Raw genomic sequence first — 23,958 nt, forward strand, 5'->3', positions numbered from 1 at the left:
ATTACTCAACGCTGCTGCCTAATTTTACATGAATTCGAGCGTAAGGACCTGCCTGAATGCAAAAAATCAGTTGTTCTTTTACCAACTCTAAAATGGCTAGGAAGCAGACCACCACACCAGCGCGCCCCTCTTCCACCGTGAATAACCCTTCAAGTGGCGTAAATTCACTGGCGTTTAACAAACTGAGTATCATCGACATACGCTCACGCGTACTTAGGGCTTCACGGGCAATAGTATGGTGTTCAAAGGCAGCTGCCCGTTTCATTGCTCCACTAAACGCAAGTACAATTTCCGCTAGGCTTATCTCTGGTTCAATTCGCACTGGCGCAACACTCTCAGCTGTCAGTACATGAGTATCGAATATGTCACGTTCTAAACGAGGTTGAACATCCAAATCTTCAGCGGCTTGTTTCACGAGTTCATATTCTTTTAGCCGCCTAATAAGTTCAGCGCGTGGATCTTCTTCCTCTTCGCTATCGCTGCTACGTTTAGGTAGCAATAACCGTGATTTTATTTCGGCTAAAATAGCGGCCATCAACAGGTATTCAGCCGCTAGTTCTAGCTTTAACGACATCATGGCATCAACATATTCCATGTATTGCTTAGTGATTGTCGCCACCGGCAAGGTAATAATATCGAATTTTTGTTTTCGTATTAGGTACAGCAGAAGGTCGAGCGGCCCTTCAAACGTTTCTAAAATAACTTCTAGCGCATCAGGCGGTATAAATAAGTCTTCAGGCTTTTCTATTAACGCCTCACCATGAACAAATGCGAGCGGAAGCGGCTGCTGAATGGGCGATTGCTCACTGCTCATCTGAATATACTATTCAAACGGAGCAGGGTCGCCGGTACCACGGCGCATGATGACAGGGGTATCTTCAGATAAATCAATTACGGTGGTAGGTTGCTCACCTAAATACCCGCCGTGAATAATCACCCCCACCTGCTTTTCTAAATTATCGCGAATAACGTCAGGGTCTGATTCTGCCATGGTATTGCCTGGCAAAATAAGTGAGGTAGACATTAGCGGCTCGCCTAAGGTTTCAAGTAGCGCTAATGCAATGGCGTTATCGGGCACACGAATTCCAATGGTCTTACGCTTTGGATTTTGCAGACGCTTAGGCACTTCACGGGTGGCTTTTAGTACAAACGTGTACGAACCTGGCGTGTTATTTTTAATTTGTCTAAATGCCGTATTATCCACTTTTGCGTAAATAGATAATTCAGACATATCTCTGCACATCAGGGTGAAGTTGTGGTCTTTGCCAATATCTCGAATGCGGCATAATTGCTCTAAGGCTTTTTTATCTTCCATCTGACAACCAATGGCATAACCAGAGTCGGTAGGATAAACCACTACCGCCCCTTCACGTATAAGCTCACAAGCTTGGTTCAACAAACGTTGCTGTGGGTTTTCAGGATGAATATAGAAAAACTGACTCATGATAATGTCCTGTTCATGCCTATTGCTTGGCTATTGTTTAGCGAAAGAAGGCAGCTAATAACACGCTGCGAACCACTAGCCGCTAATCGTTAATACTAGGTGCAGATTGGTTCACAGCGTCTGCAACCCCTGCGACCACAGGCCAATCGTGCCAAATAGGCGTTAAGCTACTGCTAATACCCAAATTTTTACCTAGTTCTGTCCATCGCGATGGAAAGTGAAAATCTGAGCCTGCCGAGGCCAATAAATTATGGCTAGCGGCGAGTTCATTCACCAGCGCTTGCTTGTCTTTGCTAATACCAGGAAACGCAGTTTCAATTGCATCGCCGCCCGCTTGGGCAAATAAATCGACCAATCGGCGTAACCATTTTGCGGTCATATCGTAATGAACGGGGTGTGCAAGTACGGCTTGTCCACCCGCGCCGTGAATCCACTCGATGGCAGTTTCAACACTTGGCCACTCTGCTTTTACCGCTGCTCGCTTGCCTTTGCCTAAATACTTTTTAAAGGCTGCATTCATGGTGCCAACGCCATAGTTATTCACCAGCACGCGCGCGAAATGTGCGCGGGTTACCTGCCCTTCACCGGCTAATGCAATGGCCCGAGGAAGTACCCCTTCAAACCCGCACTTGCCCAACTTTTCCGCTATTTTTTCTGCTCTTACTTTTCGAGTATGAGCCTGACCTTCAAGTTGCGCTAGAAATGTTGGGTTGGTTCTATCAACATTTAACCCCACAACGTGAATATCGAAACCATGCCAATTGGTGGAAATTTCAACACCATCAATAATCTTTAAAGGCCGTTTTTGTTTCGCCTGCGTGTTATGCGCCGTTTCTAATCCTGCCACTGTGTCGTGGTCGGTAATGGCTAGTACGTCAACCTGCATGGTGTGCGCACGCAGTATAAGCTCCTCTACAGTGAGGTGCCCATCGGAGAATTTTGTATGGCTGTGGAGATCTATTTTCAAAGGCTTTTCAATAATTGGTTGACACAAAGGTGAATTTGTTTTCTTCTATACGCACAAGTATACAGATTTACGCCTTCGATAACTATCGATGTTCGTACAAGATTGAACCAAACACGAGTTTATTCATGCAATTAATGACAATCACAACTGCAACAACTATTGCTTCTTGGTGGTGGCACTCCCTCGATTAACGGGTGGTGTGCGCATTTGTGCGTGAATAAAACACAAAAGGCCCGTATTTACGGGCCTTTTTTTTATCTTTTTGCAGTCGGAGAGTGGCAAAAATGAGTTTAGCGGAACTGGGCACAACCCCAGGCAAAGTCGAAACAATTGAGCAGGTTGGGCATTACATCGACGACCCTCTTGCAGCCTTCGCACACATTTGTGCCGAACGTCCTAATGCGTTGTTATTAGAGTCGGCAGAAATCGATTCGAAAGACGATTTACAAAGTTTATTAATGGTACAAGCGGCTTTACGCCTAGAGTGCACTGGAAACCGTGTTGACGTAAAAGCCCTTACGGAAAACGGCGCTTCCGTGTTGCCAATATTTAAATCTCAGTGCCCTGATGGGGTAACATGCGTTGACAGTACCGACACATCGGTCACCTTGTTATGTGAACCTGCTGATGCGCAGTTAGACGAAGATAGCCGTTTAAAGTCTGCCAGCGTAATGGATACCTTGCGTATTATCGTGAAAAAAATCACGCCTATTCGTCAACATCCCCACGCGCTTTTTTTAGGCGGTGTATTTGCCTATGACATGCTAGCGGGATTTGAATCGCTTCCTCATGTAGAAGATGGCGATAATGATTGTCCAGATTTTGTTTTTTACTTGGCTGAAACCCTTATTACGGTAGATCACCAAACTCGCGAAACCCACTTGATTGGCAGCGTGTTTAGTGGCGAAGACGTAGCCCAGCAATATTTTGGAATATCCCAGCGCTTAGAATCATTGCATCAGCAATTGCAGTCTATGCCCGAGACACCTACTTTAACTTCTGGCACTGGTATTGATGGCGCAGGTATTGATGACGCTGTTATCGGTGGAGACATTTCGGTAAACGTAGATAAAAGTGATGAAGAATTCTGTAGCAATGTGCTTGAGTTAAAACAGCACATTCTTGCAGGGGATATTTTCCAAGTGGTTCCTTCTCGTACATTCTCACTGCCTTGCCCTTCTCCGCTTCTTGCTTACGCCCATTTAAAAGAACAAAACCCCAGCCCTTACATGTTCTTTATGCAAGATGAAGCCTTTACTATTTTTGGTGCTTCACCAGAGTCTGCACTCAAGTATGAAAGTGATAGCAACCAAGTTGAAATTTACCCCATTGCCGGCACCCGTCCTCGCGGCAAACGCCCTGATGGCACGATTAATCACGACTTAGACAGTCGCATTGAACTTAACTTGCGTGAAGATAACAAAGAGAAGTCTGAGCACATTATGCTGGTCGATTTAGCGCGAAACGATGTGGCGAAAGTAAGCCGCCCGGGAAGCCGCTTTGTTAAAGACTTATTGAAAGTAGACCGCTACTCTCATGTTATGCACCTTGTTTCCCGTGTTGTTGGCCAACTTCGTGACGATTTAGATGCGCTACATGCTTATCAAGCGTGTATGAACATGGGCACCTTAGTGGGTGCGCCAAAAGTGAGTGCCGCTACGCTGATTCGTGAAGTAGAACAAAAACGTCGTGGTAGCTATGGCGGCGCAGTAGGCTATATAAACGGACAAGGTGACATGGATACCTGTATTGTTATTCGTTCGGCGTTTGTGAAAAACGGCCGTGCTTTCATTCAAGCAGGCGCTGGGGTGGTTTACGACTCTGTTCCACAAGCTGAAGCCGATGAAACCCGTGCAAAAGCGCAAGCGGTTATTAGCGCGGTTACCGCAGCACTCAAAGCGGAAGCGGAGACACAAGCATGAGTATGACTATGAGCAACAAAACCACCCTATTCTTACTCGATAACGTCGACTCTTTTACCTATAACTTGGTAGATGAATTACGTGCGCTTGATTTAGAAATAAACGTATATCGCAACACAGTGTGCGCTGATATGTTATTCGAAAAAATGCAAGAACAAGCCACCAAGAGCCCAGTACTGCTAATGCTGTCGCCAGGCCCTGGCGCACCAAGCGAAGCGGGCTGCATGCCGGCTTTACTTGATAAAGTAGCAGGTACTTTTCCAGTACTGGGTATATGTTTAGGTCATCAAGCCATTGTTGAATATTATGGCGGTATTGTCGGCCGCGCCACGCAAGTTATGCATGGTAAAAGTTCTGCTATTACCCATTCAGAAAAAGACATGTTTACAGACCTGCCACAGCCATTACATGTAGCACGTTATCATTCGTTAGCCGCACAAACACTACCTGACGCCCTTGAGCCCTGTGCGTCTTGTGTTAACGATGATGGAACTGAAACCGTCATGGCAGTGTTTAACAATACTGATAAAATGTTGGGCTTTCAATTTCACCCTGAGTCGATATTAACGGCTCAAGGCAGTGTGCTGCTGAAGCAAAGCATCGACTATTTAACGCAACAAGGATAAAGCCATGTTTGACGCTACTCCATTACTTGAAAAACTCATCAAACAAACGGCGCTGTCTCAAACCGAAGCTTACACGTTGTTCAACAGTATTATGCACGGTGAGCAAAGCGAAGCCGTTATTGCAGCGGTTCTCACAGCGCTAAAGATTAAGCATGAATCTCCGGGTGAAATTGCCGGAGCAGCCAGTGCCATGGTTGCGAACGCCAAGCCGTTTCCTGCACCCACCTACCCGTTTGCCGACATTGTAGGCACAGGTGGCGATGGTCATAACACTATTAACATTTCGAGCGCCGCAGGGGTGGTGGCAGCAGCATGTGGTGTGAAAGTGGCCAAACATGGCAACAGAAGCGTATCTAGCAAGTCTGGCTCGGCTGATCTGTTCAAACAATTCGGTTTAAACTTAGAAATTACACCGGAATTGTCGAGAAAATGCTTAGATGAAGCAAATTTCACATTTCTTTTTGCGCCGGTATATCACGCAGGCATGCGTTTCGCAGCCCCCGTCCGTGCTGCCCTGAAGACCAGAACCTTATTTAACATACTAGGGCCACTTGCCAATCCAGCGGGCCCAACACATGGTGTGTTCGGCGTTTACTCCCCTGAACTGCTTGAACCTTACGCAAAAACCCTTATGCTTCTTGGCCAACATCGCGCCATGATTGTTCACGGCGATGGCTTAGATGAACTTGCTCTGCATGGTGAATCTATTATTTACGATCTTGAGCATGGTGACATTCGTAAGTTAACTGTCACCGCTGAAGACTTTGGCCTTTCCTCATACCCATTATCGGCGATTGAGGGCGGCGAGCCAGAAGAAAACAAGAAATACATTGAAGCCGCATTAGCCGGTGAAGGCCAAGAAGCCCATCGCGCTGCCATTGCAATGAACTGCGGCGCACTACTTAAAGTTACCGGTACCGCCGATTCATTTAAAGACGGCACCGAAATGGCCATGCAAGCAATGAAAGATGCAAAACCTTTGGCGGTATTAAACCAAGTTGCCAAAATCAGTCAGGAGGTCAGCTCTGATGCCTAATGTGCTAGAAAAAATTGTTGCCGATAAACGCATTGAAGTTGATGCTGGAAAAACGGCTCTGCCACTTGAAAGCTTTAAAGCAGATTTAGTGCCTTCGAACAAAAGCTTGTTTGATGCATTGAATGAACCGAATGCTGGCTTTATTTTTGAGTGTAAAAAAGCCTCGCCCTCAAAAGGGCTTATTCGCGAACATTTCGACCTAGACGAAATTTTAGCTGCATACACACCCTATGCAGCGGGCATTTCAGTGCTTACTGACGAGAAGTATTTCCAAGGTAAATTTGAATATTTGGCCTACGTTACAGAACGTGTAGCACAACCTGTATTAAACAAAGATTTCTTTATTGATACTTATCAGGTTTATTTGGCTCGCCATTATAATGCCGATGCCGTATTGCTCATGCTAAGCGTGTTAGACGATGCGCAGTATCGCGAGCTCGCTACCGTAGCCAATAGCTTGTCGTTAGATATTCTTACTGAGGTAAGCAACGAAGAAGAGATGCGTCGCGCGATTGCTCTTGAAGCAAACATTATTGGTATTAACAACCGTAACCTGCGCGACTTATCAACCGATTTAGCCACCACAGAACACTTGGTGCCTATGCTGGAAAGTGCCACACACGACTTTGTGGTAATTTCAGAATCGGGTATTTATACCCATGAAGACGTATTGCGCTTAAGCCCGCTTTGCCAAGGCTTCTTGGTAGGCAGTGCACTTATGTCGCAAGCTAATTTGAAACGCGCCGTTCAAAGCTTAATTTACGGTTCGGTAAAAGTATGCGGGTTAACCAGTGTTGAACAGGCACAACTTGCTTTTGGAAGTGGCGCGAGCATGGGCGGGCTAATTTTCGCTGAAAAATCACCTCGGTTTGTAGCCGAATCTGTCGCAAAAGATATTGTAGAAACCGTTGAAGGCGATTATGTGGGCGTGTTTGTGAATCATGACATAGACCATGTTGCTAGGTTAGCTGCAACGCTTTCGCTAGCCGCCGTTCAATTACACGGCAGCGAAGGTGCAACATATAGAACAAAACTGAAAGACGCCTTGCCGTCACGTTGTGAAATATGGCAAGCCGAAGGCGTGAAAGGCGCATTGCCTGAACAGTTACCTCAGTTATTAGAAGATGAAAATATCGATTATGTACTGCTTGATTGCCAAGTAGGTAATGCCAAAGGCGGTACAGGGGAAAGCTTCGATTGGCGATTGTTAGACAATATAGCCAACAAGCAAAAAATTATTCTAGCCGGTGGAATTAACGCAGCCAACATTGCTCAAGGCATTGAGGTAGGCTGCGCAACCATCGACATAAATTCAGGGGTAGAAAGTGCCCCAGGCGAAAAGTCGGCTGAAAAATTAGCCGAGCTATTTTCAATTTGTCGCCGCTATTAACACTTAGGACAACGCATGAATCAATTAGATACAAAATTTGGAGAGTTCGGTGGCATGTATGTGCCAGAACTACTTATTCCTGCACTGGACCAACTAGAAAAAGCGTTTCTAGATGCGAAAGATGATCCTAGCTTCAACGAAGAGTTTTTGGGGTTATTAAAAGATTACGCAGGCCGCCCAACAGCAATGACGCTAACCCGCAACTTGGTGAGCAACCCTAAAGTAAAATTATACCTTAAACGTGAAGACTTACTTCACGGAGGTGCCCACAAAACAAACCAAGTTCTGGGTCAGGCGTTATTAACCAAGCGTATGGGTAAAACCGAAGTTATTGCCGAAACTGGGGCTGGTCAACACGGTGTTGCTACAGCGTTAGCATGCGCATTATTAGGCTTAAAAGCCCGTATTTATATGGGTGCAAAAGATGTTGAGCGTCAAGCGCCTAACGTTTTTCGAATGAAGCTAATGGGCGCAGAAGTTATTCCAGTAAATGCTGGCTCTGGCACACTTAAAGATGCGGTAAACGAAGCTATGCGTGACTGGTCTGCTAATTACGATACCGCACATTACCTGTTAGGTACGGCTGCGGGCCCTCACCCATTCCCGACTATTGTACGTGAATACCACCGTATGATTGGCGAAGAAACACGTGCACAAATTCTAGAAAAAGAAGGCCGTTTACCAGATGCGGTTGTTGCCTGTGTAGGTGGTGGTTCTAATGCTATTGGTATGTTTGCTGATTTCATCGACGAACCTTCTGTACGCCTTGTAGGTGTTGAACCTGCGGGTAAAGGAGTGCACACCAAAGAGCACGGCGCCACTATTGTGACGGGCACTAAAGGTATACTGCACGGCGCTTATACCTTCATTATGCAAGACCACGAAGGCCAAATTGAAGAGAGCTATTCAGTTTCTGCCGGACTAGATTACCCAGCGGTTGGCCCTCAACATGCTTATTTAGCCGAAACTGGCCGTGCTGAGTACGTTGCCGCTACCGATGAAGAAGCCCTTAACGCGTTCCAATTGCTTGCACGCAAAGAAGGTATTATTCCCGCGCTTGAGTCTTCACACGCCCTAGCACACGCATTAAATATGGCCGACGAAGCAGAAGAAGAAACCATTATTGTGGTGAATTTATCTGGCCGTGGCGATAAAGATTTAGCACATGTAACCAAAATTTTAGGGGACAAACTGTAATGGAAAGATATGCAGAAATGTTTGCGCGCCTAGACGCAAAAAATGAAGGCGCTTTTGTTCCCTTCGTGATGATAGGCGACCCTGATTTAGCGCAATCTGAAGCGATAATTTGCCAATTGGTTGAAAGTGGTGCTGATGCACTAGAGCTTGGTATTCCCTATTCAGATCCAATCGCCGATGGCCCTACTATTCAAGCGGCGAGTATTCGTGCGCACAAAAGCAACGTTACAGTAGCTAAATGTTTTGAATTACTCACTCGCGTGCGTAGTAAGTACCCACAAGTGCCTATTGGTTTACTTCTTTACAGCAACCTAGTGATGGCACAGTCTATCGATGGCTTTTATAAAAAGGCCAGTGATGCAGGTGTAGATTCTATTTTAGTTGCTGATGTACCTATTCGCGAAGCTGCACCATTCCAAAAAGCGGCTGATGCTAATGGAATATCACAAATTTTGATTGCTCCGCCGAATGCGACCGATGAAACCATGGAAAAAATTGGTGAGTACTCGAAAGGCTATACCTACCTATTAGGTAGAGCTGGGGTAACTGGCGCTGAAACTGCTGTAGAAATTCCTGCCGCTGAGTTGATTGCGAAACTAACGGCACACAAATGTGCACCTCCACTACTTGGGTTTGGTATTTCTACGCCAGCACAAGTAAAGTCGGCCATTGATGCTGGTGCAGCGGGCGCTATTTCAGGTTCAGCTACAGTGAACTTGATTGCAGCAAACCTAGATGACAACGATGCTATGCTAAGTGCATTGGGTGAGTTTGTGCAGTCTATGAAAGCCGCCACTGCTAAGGGTTAAGGAGTCATTATATGCTTTATATGATTTGTGCTACCGATGTGGCAAACAGTTTGGAAAATCGTTTAGCGGCCCGCCCTGCGCATTTAGCACGTTTAAATACGTTAAAAGATGAAGGTAGGTTAGTTATAGCTGGCCCCTTCCCTGCTATCGACAGTCCAGACCCGGGCCCAGCTGGTTTTACAGGTTCATTGGTGGTTGCAGAATTTGAATCGCTAGAAGCGGCGCAAACTTGGGCAGATGCCGACCCGTATATTGAAGCGGGTGTTTACGAAAGTGTAATTGTTAAACCTTACAAGAAAGTGCTTCCTTAGCGGTCACTCTCAGCGGTTATCGATTTGTGCCTACTTTACGTTTTGTTGTAACTAGTAAAGGTACAGTAGCAATCGTGATGTTAACTGACTCGGCCTCATGAATAGCGAGCGTCAATTGAGCACTCAGCTTCGATTACTGCTCATAAAAAAGCCTGAGAGAAATGCTAACGCATTCCTTTCAGGCTTTTTTGTGTGCGAATCTAAATTGGACACACACTTCAATCTAAATTGGACACACACTCATTTGAGCATTCTAGCTACAAAGTCACTTTGTCGTGTTCACCCATTTCATCAGGTGAAATGGTTTTGCCGGTCATCAATTTAAACATTCCTTTAAGGGATGGGTCAGCCTCCCAAATCTCGGCATCCGCCAAATTAAATCGCAGCATGAGTAAATTCGGATCGTCCTTACCCTTCTCGTACCAAGCTTCTACGCCGTTAGACCAATACTTGTCGATAATATCTTGGCGAGTTTCCTGAACCAATGTTCCGCGAATACATGCGAACACATCATGCCCTTTTGATGAAAACTGTACCATGGCTTCGCCACCTTCAGCGATGCGATTATCTTTAGTGGTGTAAAACCAAAATTCGCTATTAGCATGCTTATCGAGCTGGGCACGCATTGGTTCAGCGTGCGTGTTTTTACTAATAAGGCTAACCATTACATTTGGACTGCTAGACATAGCTTCCCACATTGCCGTTTTAATATCGTGCGACATATTGCCTCCGTTGCATACATTTGAATAAACTTACCCAACTACAATTCACACTACGTGCCAGAAAAACCTCTAGATGCTACAGGTCTTACTAAGAAAGGGCTACATAGGCATCACGCTCTGTAAAAGAGTAAAACACTTGCTACTTCTACCTATAACCTATTCACTCTTGCAGTAAGTTTTTCACACCGACTAAGATTGGATGGACTAAGGTTGGACACACACTTAAATTCGAAAGGAAAGTTAGACACTCTCGTTAATTTAAGCCGCTTTATTCTTAGCCCTTCATATTGGACAGTCACTCAAGTACGAGTATCTTTTGTCACCCGAAAAGTTGAAATTAGAGTGTGTGTCCAATCTAGTACGTTGTTGAATTACTTGTCTGCTTAAGTGACTGTCTCATATTCATTCTTATTATAGCTTTATGTACACGCACTATTTGGCAAGGTAGACTTACACAGATATTCAGTAATGGTTCAGCTCAGGTCTCTATACTAGGTTCCTATCGGGCTTTGCCTGCTTTTTTGGTGAGGATATATGGTGAACATACTTCGCGCTGTAGCTTTGATGCTAGCACTGTTTATAGGCAGTGGTGGCAGTGCCTATGCACAGCAGGAAAAAAGTGGTGAGTTAAGTAAAAGCCAAGCTGTAGAACGCGCTCGAAAAGCCGAGTCAGGTCGTGTACTTCGCGTAAGCCAAACCAATCAAAAATACCGCGTTAAGGTGCTAAAGGAATCGGGGCGAGTTGTCTCTGTTGACGTAGACAAACGCTCTGGAAAAGTGAAAACATCTAAGAACAACTCAAAGGATTAACTATGCGGATACTCATTGCTGAAGACGACAGTCGCCTTCTAACCCAGCTTGATAGCCTATTACAACAACATGGCTACAGTGTAGATTTGGCCGACAACGGCGAGCATGCGCTTTATCAACTCAATGAGTATGCCTACGACCTAGCTATTATTGATATCGGCTTACCTAAAATGGATGGCTTTGAAGTTATTCGAAAGGCAAGGCAAGAAGATATACGCTGCCCCGTACTTATTTTAACCGCTCGTGATCGCTGGCAGGAAAAAGTTGAAGGCTTGGATGCAGGAGCGGACGATTACCTTACCAAACCTTTTCACAATGAAGAGTTACTGGCAAGGGTTAAGGCGCTGATTCGCCGCGCCTCTGGACAGGCAAATCCTGTTATACAGTTCGGTCCTATTTCGCTGGACACGGTCGCTGAAGAAATCACTGTAAATGATGCCCCTCTCGAGTTGACTGCGTACGAATACAAAGTCATGGAGTACTTAATGCTGAATCCGCAAAAAGTGGTCTCGAAAACAGAGTTAACAGAGCACATTTACGACCAAGATTTTGATCTTGATAGTAACGTCATTGAAGTTTTTGTTGGCCGATTGCGTAAAAAGCTAGATCCAGAAAGTAGCTTTAAACCCATTGAAACCCTTCGCGGACGTGGGTATAGGATTAACCGTAACCTATGAAGCATAATCTATGAAACAACTGTCGCTGAGAATAAGGAGCATTTTATTAGCGATGGGCGTACTTGCCCTATTTGCACCGCTTACTGTGGTTATTTTAGATGACGCCTATACCACAAGTTTAACTCAAGCCAAGATGAGTGAACTTAGACTCATGAACCTAGGGTTGCTGTCCGCTTTTGAGCTAGATGGCGATATTCCCTTTATGCCCGAGATTTTATACGAAGAGCAACTTAACTTGCCTGGCTCTGGTTACTTGGGCGTGATTGTTTTTCGCGGCCACGTAGTATGGCAGTCGGCTTCAGCGTTAGATTACACATTGCCAGCCCCAAATTTAAACATCAATGTGGGCAACGAACTTTTTGTTGAATCGTACATAGCCAATTTCGACAATAATACCGATTATTTCGCCTACGCGTTTACGGCTGAATTTGCCTCAGAAAGCAACTTCGAGCCAGTTCGTTTTTATATTTTTAATAATAAACACCTGTTTAATGAAGAGCGCGAAACCTTTATATCGGTGGTGTGGCGTTGGTTACTGATCCTATCCGGCGGTTTGCTTGTGTTGATAATTGTGGGTATCAGCCTTGTACTTATGCCAGTAAGAAAGCTTATTAGTGAAATATCACTTACCTCTAGCGGGCAGAAACAACAGCTTGATGCGCACTACCCCGTTGAATTTAACCCATTGAAACAGTCAATCAACGAACTGATTAAATCTGAATCTCAGCAGCGTGCTCGTTATAAGAATAGCTTGGGCGACCTTGCCCATAGTTTAAAAACGCCACTGGCTGTAGCATTAGGGGTTGAAAAGCTGCCCAAACAAGCTGTTGAATCTCTCAACCAAATTGACCAAATTATTCAACGCCAATTAAAACGTGCTAGTGCTGGTAAAACGGGGTGGCAAGCGGCTATTCCTCTGTTGCCTATTACGCAAAAAGTGGCTAACGCTATGGATAAAGTGTATCAACATAAGCAATTATCGATAACAATTGAAGCCATTAACAAGGTCGCTATAAAAGCCGACGAAACCGATATTATGGAAATGGTGGGTAACCTGTTAGACAACGCGTGTAAGGCTGCAGACTCAAAAGTGTTGGTTACGCTGACAAACGAAGGAAATTGGGCTGTGTTGACCATTGATGATGATGGTCCCGGCGTACCTTCAGATAAGAAACAAGCCCTGTTAGAACGTGGGACACGATTAGATACTTACACCGACGGGCAAGGCATAGGTATGGCCTTAGTAAGCGATCTTATTGCAATATACCAAGGTAAATTGCTTATCGAGCGCGCCCCTATTGGCGGCGCTCGGTTTATTATCAAATTTCCGGTTTAAGCTTTTCCTTTTTTATCGCCCGCACTAGACAATAACACTGCAAGCCATTGGCTTTCCTCTCGAGACTCTAGTGCTATTTTTACCACCATAGTAAGAGGCACAGAGAGTAGCATTCCCACCGTACCCAATAACCATCCCCAGAAGATTAAAGACAAAAACACCACCAAAGTAGATAACCCCATACCTTTCCCCATCAGTCTTGGCTCTACCATGTTTCCCATAATTGTATTAACTAAAACAAAACCTAACGCAGCCATGCCAGCTGAAGCTAAACCATATTGAACAAAAGCAATAAGTACCGCTGGAAGTGCAGCAATTATCGAACCTATGTTTGGGATGAAGTTCAACATGAATGCCAAAACAGCCCACAATAGAAAGTGGTCGATTCCCATCACATAAAGCCACGTACCGATAATTAACCCAGTACCTAAACTCACCACGGTTTTAATAGCTAAATAACTATTTACAGAACGAATGAAACGGTCGATGTGTTTCAATTTCATATCCGGGTCTGACAATGCAATGTGTAGACGTTTTGGAATGCTGTCTGCCTCAAACAACATAAAAATAACCGTTAACAATATAAGGAATAAGTTCGACAATACGCCGCCCATACCGCTGATAAAATTGGTCGCTACTGACATCGCGGTGGCAGGATCTAAGTGTGTAGCAATCAGTTCTTGGTTAACGTTAATATTGTATTGTGCGAGTTTTTCTATAATCCACGAAAATTCGGTATCGAGCTGTTCCCTATATTGTGGAAGATTTTCTCTAAATTCCGTCATAGACTGTCCAACTAGGCCAGCAAGAAGAAATCCAAAGACTAGAATTATTAGTATTACTAAGGTGATAGAAAGCCATTTAGGCACGCCAAAACGTCCGGTCCAATGAATTATTGGGCTACAAGCAATAGCGATAAATATTGATAAGAAAAAAGGTACCATAATCGTACTAGCGGACTTTATTCCCGCCATCACAACAACTAAACATGCGAGGACAATAAGTACTTTCGCTATGGGTGAGCGCAATTCCATGGACATTTTTTTGCTTCATTCCTAATAAAAATCTCAAACACTTTACAGTGACTTATACATAACTACAAATACGAGAATACAATGACCTTCAACTTAGCCACAATTAAAATTAAAAACCTGAGATTGAGAACTTATATTGGTATTAACGAAGATGAAATCATCAATAAACAAGACGTTATCGTTAATGTGAAGATTGATTACGATGCCCAAAGAGCGACAGACAGCGATAATATGGAAGACGCGTTAAACTATAAGGTGATTACCAAGGCCATCATTAAGCTGGTAGAGGACAACCGATTTTCATTGCTCGAAAAGCTCACCGCCGACGTATTAAGTTTGGCTGCTGAACACTCATCAGTACGTTACGCCGAAGTAGAGGTGGATAAGCCGCATGCACTGCGATTTTCTGATTCGGTGTCGCTAACGCTTTCGTGTAATAAAACCGGCTGATTATTTGTTGCACGACCTTTTATAAGCACTTTTATAGTCACTCTTATAGGTACATTGTATGAAAATTTTAATGTCAGGTGGCACAGGCCTCATCGGTAGCGCGTTCATTGAAAAGTTTAAAAGCGAGCATCAGTTTACTGTCATAACGAGATTCCCCAAAAAAGCTAAGCACCTGCTGGGTGGCAATGTATCGTTGGTTTCAGATGTGAGTGACATTGATGATATTGGAATTTTCGATGCCATCATCAATTTGGCGGGCGAACCCATTGCAGACAAACGTTGGACAGACACGCAAAAGCAAAGAATTTGCGATAGCCGATGGGATATTACTTCTAAACTTGTCGCAAAAATTAATAGTGCGGGCACCCCACCACCTTTATTTATCTCTGGTTCAGCAATCGGCTTTTATGGAAGTAAAGGCAGTGTTGAGGTAACCGAGCAAACGCCCCCTCATGAAGAGTTCACCCACGATCTTTGTGCAAAATGGGAGGCTATCGCTACCTCTGTCGCTCGCGACGAAACGCGGGTATGTACGCTAAGAACCGGTGTAGTGTTAGCTAAAAATGGCGGTGCACTAGAGAAAATGGCACTGCCCTTCAAACTAGGATTGGGCGGCAAAATAGGAAATGGTGAGCAGTATTTATCTTGGATCCACATTGAGGACATGGTGTCAGCTATTGCTTACCTACTTGAACATGATAGTTGCCATGGGGCGTTCAACCTTACGGCTCCATCACCTTCAACTAATAAATTCTTCTCGCAAACATTAGCAGAAACGCTTTCAAGGCCCTGCTTGTTTACCGTTCCAAGCTTTGTATTAAAAATAGCGATGGGTGAATCTTCTGACATGATTTTAAAAGGACAAAAAGTGCTACCTGAAAAGCTCGTAACCTCAGGCTACACGTTTGCTTACCCCACTTTGCAAAGTGCGTTGGAAGCAATTTATAAGCACTGACGCTTAATCGAAGGCTTAATCGGACACACACTCTAACTTGAACCATCCGGCTTAATCGGACACAGAACGAAATTGGACACACACTCAAAGTTAAGTGTGTGTCCAACATTTAATCGAGTGACTCGTACGACTATTTGTACCGATTTCAGATACTCACTTGAGTGACTGTCCCTTTCATCCCGCTTTGATCTCCCTTAGGCATTAAAACAGTCTTTCCTAACTCTCGTTAGCTATACATCCTTTAGACCATCTTCCTAAGCAGTGCTGATGTATTTAAGGTAAGCAAGCGCCAGCAGCCAACTGCACCTAAAGCGCCTACCACAATTGCCCCTACTATCGGTGCAATTAGCCAGTACTCAAAGTGAAGACTTGCAGTCATTTGAAACACCTTGGTTTGCAGCATATACAAGCTGAGCTCATTGGCGAGCGCTGCCATGAAACCTGCAACCACGCCTATGATCAGAAACTCAAACACTACACTTTTGCGGATTAAACTGCCTTTAGCGCCAAGTGTTCTTAAAATAGCTAGCTCTTGTCGTCTTTCATCCATGCTGGCTTGGACCTGGGCTATTAACACTAAACTGCCTGCTACTAGCACCAAGACTAAGATAAACTCAATGGCCACCGACACTTGGTTGACAATATCTCTTAGCTGATTAATTCGCGCATCAACATCGAACATGGTGATTGACGCAAATGGTTTTAACAACGTAGTCAGTTCTGACTTCTGCACTTCAGGCAAATAAAAGCTGGTGATGTAGGTTGGATTGAACGCCGCCATGGCTTCAGGTTGAATAACAAAGAAAAAGTTAGGCTGCATGGTTTGCCAGTTCACATTTCTGAAACTAGTTACTTTGGTTTTAACAATTTCACTGCCCACATTGAACGTCAACATATCGCCTAATTCAATGCCAAGTCGTTCACCTACATCCGTTTCGACTGAAACCGCGAATACACCTTGCTCTAATGTATCGGTGTTATCACCATGCCATATACCACTAGTAATTTCGTTCTCTTTTTGCAACGAATTACTCCAAGTTAAATTAGCTTCTCGCCCGAGTCCTTGCCTACCCTCAATATTCGAATCGTCTTCTTTGGACACTTCGGTATTCACGCTATCATCATTCACCGCAACAAAGCGGCCTCGTATAACCGGGTAAAATTCTTCGATGGTAATTCCGTTTGATTTGAAGTGTGTGTCCAATTCTGTTTTTTGATCGCCGGTTATATTAATCAAAAAGTAATTGGGTGTACCTTCTGGCAACTGAGAGCGCCACTGCGATACCATGTCGTTGCGCATAACCAATACAACTAGCAACAACATGATAGTGACTGAAAAACTAATCAGCTGAACACTATTTTCCATTGAACGACGCTTGATCCGCGCCCAAGCAAGCTGCCACGGGCCCATTTTACCCGAGCCGAATTTACGGCCTGCTGCAATGAGCAAGAAGGTAGCGCCTAGCAGCCCTGCGACTAAAACAACACCTGACCCAAATAAAATAAGGCTGATCATCAAGTCTTGGCTGTAAATCCACATCAAGAGAAATATCGCACCGCCTGAGGCCACATACTGAATGGTCCGAGAACGTAAATTAGTGCTTAAATCACGCCTTAGCACACGCAGTGGAGGAATTGAAAACAACTGCATCAATGGATAAAGCGAGAATAATAACGAGCAGGTTGCCCCTGTGAAAACAGCGATTAGCACTGGCCGCCAGTGCCAAATTGATAAAGCTACGTCAACTTGTTCAGCAACTAACCACACCACAACTTGCTGGCCAATGAAGCCCATTATTAATCCAATAATAATGCCTAGCCCAGTAATAAATAGAATTTGAAGAAGATAGATACGGCGAATGACTTGCTTTGTGGCACCGAGTGTTTTCATGATAGCGACAGGGTCGAAATGACGTTGACTGTAACGCTGGGCTGCCACCGCAATGGAAACCGCTGCAAGCACTATTGCAAGTAAACTCGCCAATAAAAAATACCGCTCAGCACTGGCTACCGAACGCCCAATGGCTGATTCATCATCTTCAACCGTACGCCAGTTATGTAAGTCATCTTGCAAGTTAGGGCTGAGCCAGTCGTAAAAATTGCTAATAGCACTACTTTCGCCTTCAAAATAGCCCACGTAACGTGCCCGACTGCCTGGCCCAGTTATGGCCGTTGCATCCAAATCGGACAGTCTAATCAAGGCGATGGGGTCGGTGTTAAATACACTGAATCCTGCATCAGGAATATCAACCAATACTTTGGTGACAATGAATTCAGCATCACCTATTTCAATACTGTCTCCCAAACTAAGCTTCAGGGTTTGAAACAACAGAGACTGCAGCCACACTTCGCCAGGCATGGGCAAATCTGTTGCCGCTTCTTTCTGTCCAAAAGGCACATCGGTAATATTAACCGTGCCCTTTAGCGGATAGTTCTCGTTTACAGCCCTAAGGTCCACCAATGACATTTCGTCACGATGAAAAACCATCGACCGAGTAGTGACCTGCTTGGCGGTATTAAGCCCCTCATCTCGAGCCTGCTGTAACCAAATCTCATCAATGGGTGTATCAGAGCGTAACTGGGCATCTGCCGCGATAAATGCCGCTGAACGCTCTTTTAGCGCACCTTGCAAACGCTCACTAAATAACGACAGCGACAATACCGCGCCTACCGACAATACAATTGCCAACAAGATAATGGTAAGTTCTCCGCGCTTCGCCTCATGCCGAAATAATCGCCATGCCAAGGTCGATGTCATACTCATTTATAGGGCCTCCATCTAAACAGCCTCTGAGCGCTGTAGAGGCGATACTGGAGTCGACTCTGTCAGAACTCCCGCCTGCATAGTTAACTGCCTGTCACACTTATCGGCAAGCTCGTTATCGTGGGTGACCAGTACCAATGTTGTGCCTTTCTCTCGGTTTAGCGCAAAAAGAAGATCTTCTACTTTATGGCTGTTTGTTGCATCCAAGTTTCCAGTAGGTTCATCGGCAAATAGAATTTTAGGTGAAGTAATAAAAGCACGCGCAATAGCAACACGCTGCTGTTCACCGCCTGAAAGTTGATTTGGGTAATGACTCGCGCGATGCCCAATGCCTACTTGTTCAAGAATCTTACTCGCCATCTGCTTAGGATTATCTAAACCAGCAATTTCGGCTGGCAGCATGACGTTTTCAATAGCGGTTAAGCTTTGCACTAACATAAAGCTTTGAAAAATAAACCCTACTTTTTGTCCACGAAGTACAGCGCGAGCCTCTTCATCCATGGTATGCAGTGGTTCACCATCTAGATAAATTTCGCCTTCGGAAACTTCATCTAAGCCGGCCAACAGCCCCAACAGTGTAGATTTACCTGAACCTGACGCACCGATAATAGCAACGGACTCACCGGACTTGACTTCAAAAGAGATAGGATGAAGGATCTCAAGCTTACCTTCGCTCGTATTTACAGACTTAGTTACTTTGGATGTTTTTATCATATAGGGGTCATCAATTCGTGATTTATCGTTTTCGCAGCGCCGTTTTGTTCACACTGCTTTTATTAATACCGTTATCTGCATTATCAGATCAGACCGATACCATCGTCCCCAATAATTCAGCTAAATTACTGATTCTAGGTGACAGCCTATCTGCTGCTTATGGGTTAGATCAACAAGAAGGTTGGGTGAGTTTGTTACAAAAACGCTGGCGTGACGAGAATATATCGATCGATATTGTAAATGCTGCGGTAAGTGGTGAGACCACTGATGGCGGTTTAGCTAGGCTTCCAAGGTTAATTGAACAGCATACACCAAGCCATATTTTAATAGAACTTGGGGGTAATGATGGCCTGCAAGGGCACAGTATCAGTAAGATTAGAGACAACTTGAGCGCAATTGTTAGCATAGCAAAATCGGACAATACAACCGTTTTTGTGCAAGACATGCAGATCCCCACTAATTACGGTAAACGCTATACGCAAATGTTTAGCGACACTTTTGATACCGTGTCAGAGCAACATGAAGTTACAAAAATTCCTTTTTTTCTTGAGAACATAGCACTTCAAAAAGACCTAATGCAACGTGATGGTATTCATCCTAACGCAAAAGCACAGCCAACTATTGCTGATTTTATGTTCGAAAAATTGACACCTTTAATCATAAAATAACGTTAATCTGTGCTATGCTTTTACCGCTATATGTTAAATGCTAGAACGAAAGTCAGCTCAATTTGGAGATTGTTATGGACGTTACATCATCAACGTCAACACCAGTATCGAATGTACTTCAGTCGCCTCAGCAGGAGCCACAACGACAGGTTCAGCAACAACGTGCTAGTCAGCAAACTGAAGTAAGTGCGCCCCAACAGACACAACAAGCGGCTCCTGCCTCAGATAGTAGAGTGGGTTCTCGTATCGACACTTATGTTTAGTTGAAAACCCGCCCTAAGCACAGTAGTTTAATAACGCATTTCCAGCATAATTATTTCCGAATCACTCGGAGATATGGAAATGCCGCTACCTCGATACAAGCAAGTCAATTTAGAAGTCACGCCTTACTATCACTGCACATCACGTTGTGTGCGGCAATCTTTCCTTTGTGGCGTTGATGCTAGTACAGGCAAAAACTACAACCACCGCAGACAGTGGATTGTAGATAGACTACATAGGCTCACGAAAACCTTTGCTATTGACTTGTGTGCCTATGCAGTAATGCATAATCATACTCATGTCGTTGTGCATATTGCGAAAGCGAGAGCTGAACACTGGACCATGGATGAAGTGTTACTTCGGTGGAAATGTTTTTATCGCTGCCCCTCATTAGTCCAACGTTATCTTGATGAAGAGGCCCGAGGTTCGCTATCTGAGGTAGAGCTTCAAAAAGTTGAAGAATTAAGCGAAATTTATCGGCATCGGCTATATAGCGTAAGTTGGTTCATGCGCTTGCTAAATGAATTTATTGCGCGAAAAGCTAACAAAGAAGATGAATGTACAGGTTATTTTTGGGAGCGCCGATTTAAAAGCCAAGCAATATTGTCGGAAAATGCGTTAGCGGCAACCATGGCCTATACCGATTTAAACCCTATCCGAGCCGATATCGCCAAAACACCTGAGCAATCAAACTTCACTAGTATTCAATACAGAATTAACGCATTGAAAGTAAACAAAATACCTGCTCGGCTTATGCCGTTTAATGATCAAGTTCCGGTTAATGAAAGCAGCCTGCCTTTTAAATTGAGCGACTACTTAGTGCTTGTAGATGAAACCGGCCGTATTATGCGCCCAGACAAAAAAGGTGCTATTCCTCAGAAAATTAAGCCTATCTTGGACAGACTTAAACTCTCTGGTAATTCTTGGATTACCCTTTCAACCAAACTAGAAAGAAAATTTACGGGCCCGATCGGCTCTGCTGAGCGAATTTGCGTGTTTGCGTCTGCATGCGAATATGGCAGAAAACCAAACATAGCAAATGCCAGAAGGTATCTTCAATAGGCGTTCAGGTCTGAGTTTTTCTAGGCAAAATCAACAAAACATCGCGGTTGATATATTTTAAAAGTCTAGTGTGAGGCTTGCCTGGCTAATACATCTACAATTTCTTGTGATTTTGATAAGCGCCTGATGTCGTTAAACAACAATTCAGCTTCAGGGTACTGCCTTTTTAAATAGCCACACCACTGCTTTATTCGATTTGGGTAGTATTTCCCTTTATCACCGTAGATTTCATAGCCCGAATAGCGAATAAGCAATGCGGCCACATCTTCCCATGCCATAGGCGGTTCTCCATCTCGAATACACCTTGCTAGGTTTGGCATGGCAAGTGCGCCCCTCCCCACCATTAAGTTGGTGCAGGCTGATTGCTCTTGGCAGCGCTTGGCTTCTTCTTCGTTCCATATTTCGCCATTTGCCACTAATGGAATATCGGTATTTTGCTTTATTTTAGCAATCCACTCCCAGTAAGCTGGCGGCTTATAGCCTTCCGTCTTTGTTCTGGCGTGCACAACTAGCTCAGATGCGCCCGCTTCAGTGATAGCGATAGCATTTTCTACAGCAAGAGATTTATCTTCAAATCCCAACCGGATTTTAGCTGATACAGGTTGTGAGGCTGGTACGGCATCACGAACCGCTTTTACGATGTCATACAAAGCTTGAGTTTCTTTTAACAGAACCGCCCCGCCTTTACTTTTATTGACGGTTTTTGCAGGGCAGCCAAAATTTAAATCTACACCCGGTGAACCCAAATCAACCGCAGTATGAGCATTTTCTGCCAGCCATTGTGGATGCTGCCCTAATAATTGCACGCGCACAGGCACGCCGTTTGGGGTTTTGCCGCCATTATGTAGTTCGGGACATAGTTTGTAGAAGGTTTTATTGGGAAGTTTTTGATCCACTACTCTAACGAATTCAGTTACACACTGATCGAACCCACCCACATGAGTAAGCATATCTCGCATTAAATGGTCGACAACACCTTCCATAGGCGCCAGCATGATTTTCATAACTAAAATTTCGCTAAAACTGAGTGATTAAAATGGGCGCGAGAGTGTAGCAAAGTGCGGGTTATATGACCATGCTATTTAAGTGTCGAGCAGAGTTTGTGTACGTTTTTTTGACTGTCCGATTTTATACATATTAATGCGTTACTGGGAGAAATTTGAGTGACTGTCCAACCCTAACTTAAGTGTGTGTCCAACTTTTGTTGTTCTAGGCGGGTGAGGATGTTTTGCTTTTGCTGTGTGCTGTAATTCGACCAGTTGCCAATTTCCTTGATGGTGCGCTTACATCCGGTGCATACATCGTCTTCGTCTAGTTTACAGTTGGCAATACAGGGGGAAACTATACTCACTAATACTTGGCCTTAAGATTCTTATTTTTTATTGAATTACCTTTAGCGACGAGAGAGGCATGTAACATAGCATCAATTACTTTTTGTGTAGGCTCTTTGGCAGCCCACATACAAACATGCACACCGAACTTCGCATTTAAAAATACGTCGAACTGGGTTCTATCTTCATAATCCCCAGTCACCAGTTGTTGTTTATAACCATCATAAATTAATGCAGAAAATGTAAACACGTAAGCCTCCTCATCGAGAAGGCTTAACTATACATCTAGACGTCTAAACATTCAAACATCTAAACGTCTATTTTATAAATTCCAACGCTGCGGTGATTACAGCCACTTGGGCAGCGTTACAATTTTCAGCCGTTGCATTAGCGCTATCAGGGTAGACTTCTGTTGTAGTTACATAAGCTGCATCTGTCATTCCGCCGCAAAGATACAATGCTTTTTTGTCGTAACAAATCACACCTTCAGACAGTAAGTCAGCACCTATAATTTTGCCACTTTCATCAGCAGGCGCGATATGAGTTATTTGCTTAACTGCATCAATAATAGCTTCCTGAAATTGTTTTTGTGGATTCTGGGTATTAGCCACCAGGTAAAAGCCATCAGGAATATTCCAATTATCATGAGTCGTTGCATCTCTTGCTGCTAATGCAGGCCTAAACTCACTGTTGTCCGTATCAGTGGTTTCATGTAAATCGACATGCAATGAAAATGGTAAGTTCAACGATTCAACAAATGCCATTAGCTGGGCTGACTCAGGTGCCGGAGAATTAGGGTAAAATGAACGATTAGGATCTAACGCATACTGATCCCAACGATTGATAGTCTCATAACCCCAAGGGCTAACGCACGGTACGACAATGATGGTGAAATCTTCTGCGTAGTCACTTAATTTAGTATTGATAAACTGAAGCGCACCCTGCACACCACTGGTTTCATACCCATGCACCCCTCCAGTAACTAGCACCGCAGGCTTGGTTGCATCAATATTTGTAGGCATACCTTTAGGCATATTTTTAGGGATATCTTTAGGGATATTTTTAGGAATTACGGCATACAACGGGTATCGAGACTCATCGTAAGGCAACGCGCCATACTGCTTTAATTCAAACCCTTCAGGAATACTGCCTAACTGCTTAAGCACTTCATCATTATACGAACGCTTAATCGTTTGGCGCTGTTTCCATTCTTCTTTCTCTTCTTCACCCCAAGGTTTTCCTGGCGTGCCGATAGGATAATTTTGCATAAATAACCTCTTTGTTAACACGGCTATATTATCAAGATGGTATTAGTTTGTATGTGGAATATCGATAAGAACGGCAGGAATTAAGCTGTAGAAACGAAAAAGCCAACCCGAAGGTTGGCTTAACGATATGGCGTCCCCAAGGGGATTCGAACCCCTGTTACCGCCGTGAAAGGGCGGTGTCCTAGGCCTCTAGACGATGGGGAC

26 protein-coding genes and 1 tRNA gene are annotated in these 23,958 nt (G+C 44.3%); 15 read left to right on the top strand and 12 right to left on the bottom strand.

Translation table 11 applies throughout. From position 1 onward, the window contains the following. Position 1: 1 nt before the first annotated feature. The 3 genes from JKP82_RS11720 to JKP82_RS11730 all read right to left on the bottom strand — a co-directional run bounded on the left by JKP82_RS11720 (position 2) and on the right by JKP82_RS11730 (position 2,411). A complete protein-coding gene (locus JKP82_RS11720) occupies positions 2 to 814 on the bottom strand; it encodes a segregation and condensation protein A (RefSeq protein ID WP_159531277.1) in 813 nt (270 codons plus the stop codon). 9 nt (positions 815 to 823) lie between these two features. Next, positions 824 to 1,444 (bottom strand): L-threonylcarbamoyladenylate synthase, encoded by a 621-nt coding sequence (locus tag JKP82_RS11725; protein WP_013784779.1) that lies wholly within the window; start codon positions 1,442 to 1,444, stop codon positions 824 to 826. A gap of 82 nt (positions 1,445 to 1,526) precedes the next feature. Continuing rightward, positions 1,527 to 2,411: a PHP domain-containing protein gene (locus JKP82_RS11730; protein WP_159531279.1), complete on the bottom strand. Its 885-nt coding sequence runs from the start codon at positions 2,409 to 2,411 to the stop codon at positions 1,527 to 1,529. A gap of 284 nt (positions 2,412 to 2,695) precedes the next feature. On the opposite strand from JKP82_RS11730, the gene JKP82_RS11735 reads away from it, so the two are divergent. The 7 genes from JKP82_RS11735 to JKP82_RS11765 are packed head-to-tail and all read left to right on the top strand — an operon-like array spanning position 2,696 to position 9,702. Next, complete coding sequence (locus JKP82_RS11735) at positions 2,696 to 4,333, top strand: anthranilate synthase component 1 (RefSeq protein WP_159531281.1); 1,638 nt, start codon at positions 2,696 to 2,698, stop codon at positions 4,331 to 4,333. Continuing rightward, positions 4,330 to 4,959, top strand: a complete 630-nt coding sequence (locus JKP82_RS11740; protein WP_373996595.1) for an aminodeoxychorismate/anthranilate synthase component II — start codon at positions 4,330 to 4,332, stop codon at positions 4,957 to 4,959. Before JKP82_RS11735 ends, JKP82_RS11740 begins: the two co-directional genes overlap by 4 nt. A gap of 4 nt (positions 4,960 to 4,963) precedes the next feature. Then, the gene (trpD, locus tag JKP82_RS11745) at positions 4,964 to 5,995 is read left to right on the top strand and encodes an anthranilate phosphoribosyltransferase (RefSeq protein ID WP_159531283.1); all 1,032 of its coding nucleotides are present in this window, start codon (positions 4,964 to 4,966) and stop codon (positions 5,993 to 5,995) included. Further along, positions 5,988 to 7,385, top strand: a complete 1,398-nt coding sequence (gene trpCF / locus JKP82_RS11750; protein WP_159531285.1) for a bifunctional indole-3-glycerol-phosphate synthase TrpC/phosphoribosylanthranilate isomerase TrpF — start codon at positions 5,988 to 5,990, stop codon at positions 7,383 to 7,385. Before trpD ends, trpCF begins: the two co-directional genes overlap by 8 nt. A gap of 15 nt (positions 7,386 to 7,400) precedes the next feature. After that, on the top strand, positions 7,401 to 8,582 hold the full coding sequence (gene trpB, locus JKP82_RS11755; RefSeq protein ID WP_159531287.1) for a tryptophan synthase subunit beta: 1,182 nt from the start codon (positions 7,401 to 7,403) through the stop codon (positions 8,580 to 8,582). Continuing rightward, positions 8,582 to 9,391, top strand: a complete 810-nt coding sequence (gene trpA, locus JKP82_RS11760) for a tryptophan synthase subunit alpha (protein ID WP_218397127.1) — start codon at positions 8,582 to 8,584, stop codon at positions 9,389 to 9,391. Before trpB ends, trpA begins: the two co-directional genes overlap by 1 nt. Before the next feature lie 11 nt (positions 9,392 to 9,402). Continuing rightward, complete coding sequence (locus JKP82_RS11765; protein WP_159531291.1) at positions 9,403 to 9,702, top strand: YciI family protein; 300 nt, start codon at positions 9,403 to 9,405, stop codon at positions 9,700 to 9,702. 257 nt (positions 9,703 to 9,959) lie between these two features. Here JKP82_RS11765 and JKP82_RS11770 read toward each other — a convergent pair whose 3' ends face one another. Then, positions 9,960 to 10,424: a pyridoxamine 5'-phosphate oxidase family protein gene (locus tag JKP82_RS11770; protein WP_218397128.1), complete on the bottom strand. Its 465-nt coding sequence runs from the start codon at positions 10,422 to 10,424 to the stop codon at positions 9,960 to 9,962. Positions 10,425 to 10,958: 534 nt separating this feature from the next. On the opposite strand from JKP82_RS11770, the gene JKP82_RS11775 reads away from it, so the two are divergent. From JKP82_RS11775 to JKP82_RS11785, 3 genes are read left to right on the top strand one after another with little or no spacing between them, the layout of a single operon-like run. Then, on the top strand, positions 10,959 to 11,234 hold the full coding sequence (locus JKP82_RS11775) for a PepSY domain-containing protein (RefSeq protein ID WP_159531295.1): 276 nt from the start codon (positions 10,959 to 10,961) through the stop codon (positions 11,232 to 11,234). A gap of 2 nt (positions 11,235 to 11,236) precedes the next feature. Then, positions 11,237 to 11,911 (top strand): response regulator transcription factor, encoded by a 675-nt coding sequence (locus JKP82_RS11780; protein ID WP_063458348.1) that lies wholly within the window; start codon positions 11,237 to 11,239, stop codon positions 11,909 to 11,911. A gap of 10 nt (positions 11,912 to 11,921) precedes the next feature. Beyond that, positions 11,922 to 13,247 (top strand): ATP-binding protein, encoded by a 1,326-nt coding sequence (locus JKP82_RS11785; RefSeq protein WP_218397129.1) that lies wholly within the window; start codon positions 11,922 to 11,924, stop codon positions 13,245 to 13,247. On the opposite strand, the gene JKP82_RS11790 is transcribed toward JKP82_RS11785, so the two are convergent. Continuing rightward, positions 13,244 to 14,287: an AI-2E family transporter gene (locus tag JKP82_RS11790; RefSeq protein ID WP_041452556.1), complete on the bottom strand. Its 1,044-nt coding sequence runs from the start codon at positions 14,285 to 14,287 to the stop codon at positions 13,244 to 13,246. The two genes, JKP82_RS11785 and JKP82_RS11790, sit on opposite strands and share 4 nt — an antisense overlap. A gap of 75 nt (positions 14,288 to 14,362) precedes the next feature. Between JKP82_RS11790 and folX the strand changes: the two genes are divergently transcribed. Together folX and JKP82_RS11800 are read left to right on the top strand one after the other, a co-directional pair. Further along, positions 14,363 to 14,731, top strand: coding sequence for a dihydroneopterin triphosphate 2'-epimerase (folX, locus tag JKP82_RS11795; RefSeq protein ID WP_057792815.1), 369 nt, complete (start codon positions 14,363 to 14,365; stop codon positions 14,729 to 14,731). 58 nt (positions 14,732 to 14,789) lie between these two features. After that, positions 14,790 to 15,686, top strand: a complete 897-nt coding sequence (locus JKP82_RS11800) for a TIGR01777 family oxidoreductase (protein WP_218397130.1) — start codon at positions 14,790 to 14,792, stop codon at positions 15,684 to 15,686. Positions 15,687 to 15,927: 241 nt separating this feature from the next. Here JKP82_RS11800 and JKP82_RS11805 read toward each other — a convergent pair whose 3' ends face one another. Together JKP82_RS11805 and JKP82_RS11810 are read right to left on the bottom strand one after the other, a co-directional pair. Then, the gene (locus JKP82_RS11805; RefSeq protein WP_218397132.1) at positions 15,928 to 18,450 is read right to left on the bottom strand and encodes an ABC transporter permease; all 2,523 of its coding nucleotides are present in this window, start codon (positions 18,448 to 18,450) and stop codon (positions 15,928 to 15,930) included. A 15-nt stretch (positions 18,451 to 18,465) separates the two neighbouring features. Then, positions 18,466 to 19,164 carry an ABC transporter ATP-binding protein gene (locus tag JKP82_RS11810; protein ID WP_218397133.1) on the bottom strand — a complete coding sequence of 233 codons (699 nt, stop codon included), beginning with the start codon at positions 19,162 to 19,164 and terminating at the stop codon, positions 18,466 to 18,468. Between the two features lie 17 nt (positions 19,165 to 19,181). On the opposite strand from JKP82_RS11810, the gene JKP82_RS11815 reads away from it, so the two are divergent. The 3 genes from JKP82_RS11815 (at position 19,182) to JKP82_RS11825 (ending at position 21,155) form a co-directional block, all read left to right on the top strand. Further along, positions 19,182 to 19,832, top strand: coding sequence for an arylesterase (locus JKP82_RS11815; protein ID WP_309475335.1), 651 nt, complete (start codon positions 19,182 to 19,184; stop codon positions 19,830 to 19,832). 74 nt (positions 19,833 to 19,906) lie between these two features. Continuing rightward, entirely contained in the window at positions 19,907 to 20,095 is a 189-nt protein-coding gene (locus tag JKP82_RS11820) for a hypothetical protein (RefSeq protein WP_159531307.1), read from the top strand. A 79-nt stretch (positions 20,096 to 20,174) separates the two neighbouring features. After that, positions 20,175 to 21,155, top strand: a complete 981-nt coding sequence (locus tag JKP82_RS11825) for a hypothetical protein (RefSeq protein WP_159531309.1) — start codon at positions 20,175 to 20,177, stop codon at positions 21,153 to 21,155. Between the two features lie 65 nt (positions 21,156 to 21,220). On the opposite strand, the gene dusC is transcribed toward JKP82_RS11825, so the two are convergent. The 5 genes from dusC to JKP82_RS11850 all read right to left on the bottom strand — a co-directional run bounded on the left by dusC (position 21,221) and on the right by JKP82_RS11850 (position 23,958). Beyond that, positions 21,221 to 22,159, bottom strand: coding sequence for a tRNA dihydrouridine(16) synthase DusC (dusC, locus tag JKP82_RS11830; protein ID WP_159531311.1), 939 nt, complete (start codon positions 22,157 to 22,159; stop codon positions 21,221 to 21,223). 173 nt (positions 22,160 to 22,332) lie between these two features. Further along, a complete protein-coding gene (locus JKP82_RS11835; RefSeq protein WP_159531313.1) occupies positions 22,333 to 22,506 on the bottom strand; it encodes a DUF1289 domain-containing protein in 174 nt (57 codons plus the stop codon). Next, complete coding sequence (locus JKP82_RS11840) at positions 22,506 to 22,736, bottom strand: hypothetical protein (RefSeq protein ID WP_159531315.1); 231 nt, start codon at positions 22,734 to 22,736, stop codon at positions 22,506 to 22,508. Before JKP82_RS11840 ends, JKP82_RS11835 begins: the two co-directional genes overlap by 1 nt. Before the next feature lie 67 nt (positions 22,737 to 22,803). Beyond that, entirely contained in the window at positions 22,804 to 23,754 is a 951-nt protein-coding gene (locus tag JKP82_RS11845) for a M14 family metallopeptidase (RefSeq protein WP_159531317.1), read from the bottom strand. Positions 23,755 to 23,882: 128 nt separating this feature from the next. Then, positions 23,883 to 23,958, bottom strand: a tRNA-Glu gene (locus tag JKP82_RS11850).

Source organism: Alteromonas lipotrueae (genome assembly GCF_019249215.1).
GTDB lineage: Bacteria > Pseudomonadota > Gammaproteobacteria > Enterobacterales > Alteromonadaceae > Alteromonas > Alteromonas lipotrueae.

What these genes read in the sequence shown, in the direction of transcription:
- JKP82_RS11720 (WP_159531277.1), bottom strand. Translation starts at nt 814, where the DNA reads ATGAGCAGTGAGCAATCGCCCATTCAGCAGCCGCTTCCGCTCGCATTT.
- JKP82_RS11725 (WP_013784779.1), bottom strand. Translation starts at nt 1,444, where the DNA reads ATGAGTCAGTTTTTCTATATTCATCCTGAAAACCCACAGCAACGTTTG.
- JKP82_RS11735 (WP_159531281.1), top strand. Translation starts at nt 2,696, where the DNA reads ATGAGTTTAGCGGAACTGGGCACAACCCCAGGCAAAGTCGAAACAATT.
- JKP82_RS11740 (WP_373996595.1), top strand. Translation starts at nt 4,330, where the DNA reads ATGAGTATGACTATGAGCAACAAAACCACCCTATTCTTACTCGATAAC.
- trpD (WP_159531283.1), top strand. Translation starts at nt 4,964, where the DNA reads ATGTTTGACGCTACTCCATTACTTGAAAAACTCATCAAACAAACGGCG.
- trpCF (WP_159531285.1), top strand. Translation starts at nt 5,988, where the DNA reads ATGCCTAATGTGCTAGAAAAAATTGTTGCCGATAAACGCATTGAAGTT.
- trpB (WP_159531287.1), top strand. Translation starts at nt 7,401, where the DNA reads ATGAATCAATTAGATACAAAATTTGGAGAGTTCGGTGGCATGTATGTG.
- trpA (WP_218397127.1), top strand. Translation starts at nt 8,582, where the DNA reads ATGGAAAGATATGCAGAAATGTTTGCGCGCCTAGACGCAAAAAATGAA.
- JKP82_RS11765 (WP_159531291.1), top strand. Translation starts at nt 9,403, where the DNA reads ATGCTTTATATGATTTGTGCTACCGATGTGGCAAACAGTTTGGAAAAT.
- JKP82_RS11770 (WP_218397128.1), bottom strand. Translation starts at nt 10,424, where the DNA reads ATGTCGCACGATATTAAAACGGCAATGTGGGAAGCTATGTCTAGCAGT.
- JKP82_RS11775 (WP_159531295.1), top strand. Translation starts at nt 10,959, where the DNA reads ATGGTGAACATACTTCGCGCTGTAGCTTTGATGCTAGCACTGTTTATA.
- JKP82_RS11780 (WP_063458348.1), top strand. Translation starts at nt 11,237, where the DNA reads ATGCGGATACTCATTGCTGAAGACGACAGTCGCCTTCTAACCCAGCTT.
- JKP82_RS11785 (WP_218397129.1), top strand. Translation starts at nt 11,922, where the DNA reads ATGAAACAACTGTCGCTGAGAATAAGGAGCATTTTATTAGCGATGGGC.
- JKP82_RS11790 (WP_041452556.1), bottom strand. Translation starts at nt 14,287, where the DNA reads ATGTCCATGGAATTGCGCTCACCCATAGCGAAAGTACTTATTGTCCTC.
- folX (WP_057792815.1), top strand. Translation starts at nt 14,363, where the DNA reads ATGACCTTCAACTTAGCCACAATTAAAATTAAAAACCTGAGATTGAGA.
- JKP82_RS11800 (WP_218397130.1), top strand. Translation starts at nt 14,790, where the DNA reads ATGAAAATTTTAATGTCAGGTGGCACAGGCCTCATCGGTAGCGCGTTC.
- JKP82_RS11805 (WP_218397132.1), bottom strand. Translation starts at nt 18,450, where the DNA reads ATGAGTATGACATCGACCTTGGCATGGCGATTATTTCGGCATGAGGCG.
- JKP82_RS11810 (WP_218397133.1), bottom strand. Translation starts at nt 19,164, where the DNA reads ATGATAAAAACATCCAAAGTAACTAAGTCTGTAAATACGAGCGAAGGT.
- JKP82_RS11820 (WP_159531307.1), top strand. Translation starts at nt 19,907, where the DNA reads ATGGACGTTACATCATCAACGTCAACACCAGTATCGAATGTACTTCAG.
- JKP82_RS11825 (WP_159531309.1), top strand. Translation starts at nt 20,175, where the DNA reads ATGCCGCTACCTCGATACAAGCAAGTCAATTTAGAAGTCACGCCTTAC.
- dusC (WP_159531311.1), bottom strand. Translation starts at nt 22,159, where the DNA reads ATGAAAATCATGCTGGCGCCTATGGAAGGTGTTGTCGACCATTTAATG.
- JKP82_RS11845 (WP_159531317.1), bottom strand. Translation starts at nt 23,754, where the DNA reads ATGCAAAATTATCCTATCGGCACGCCAGGAAAACCTTGGGGTGAAGAA.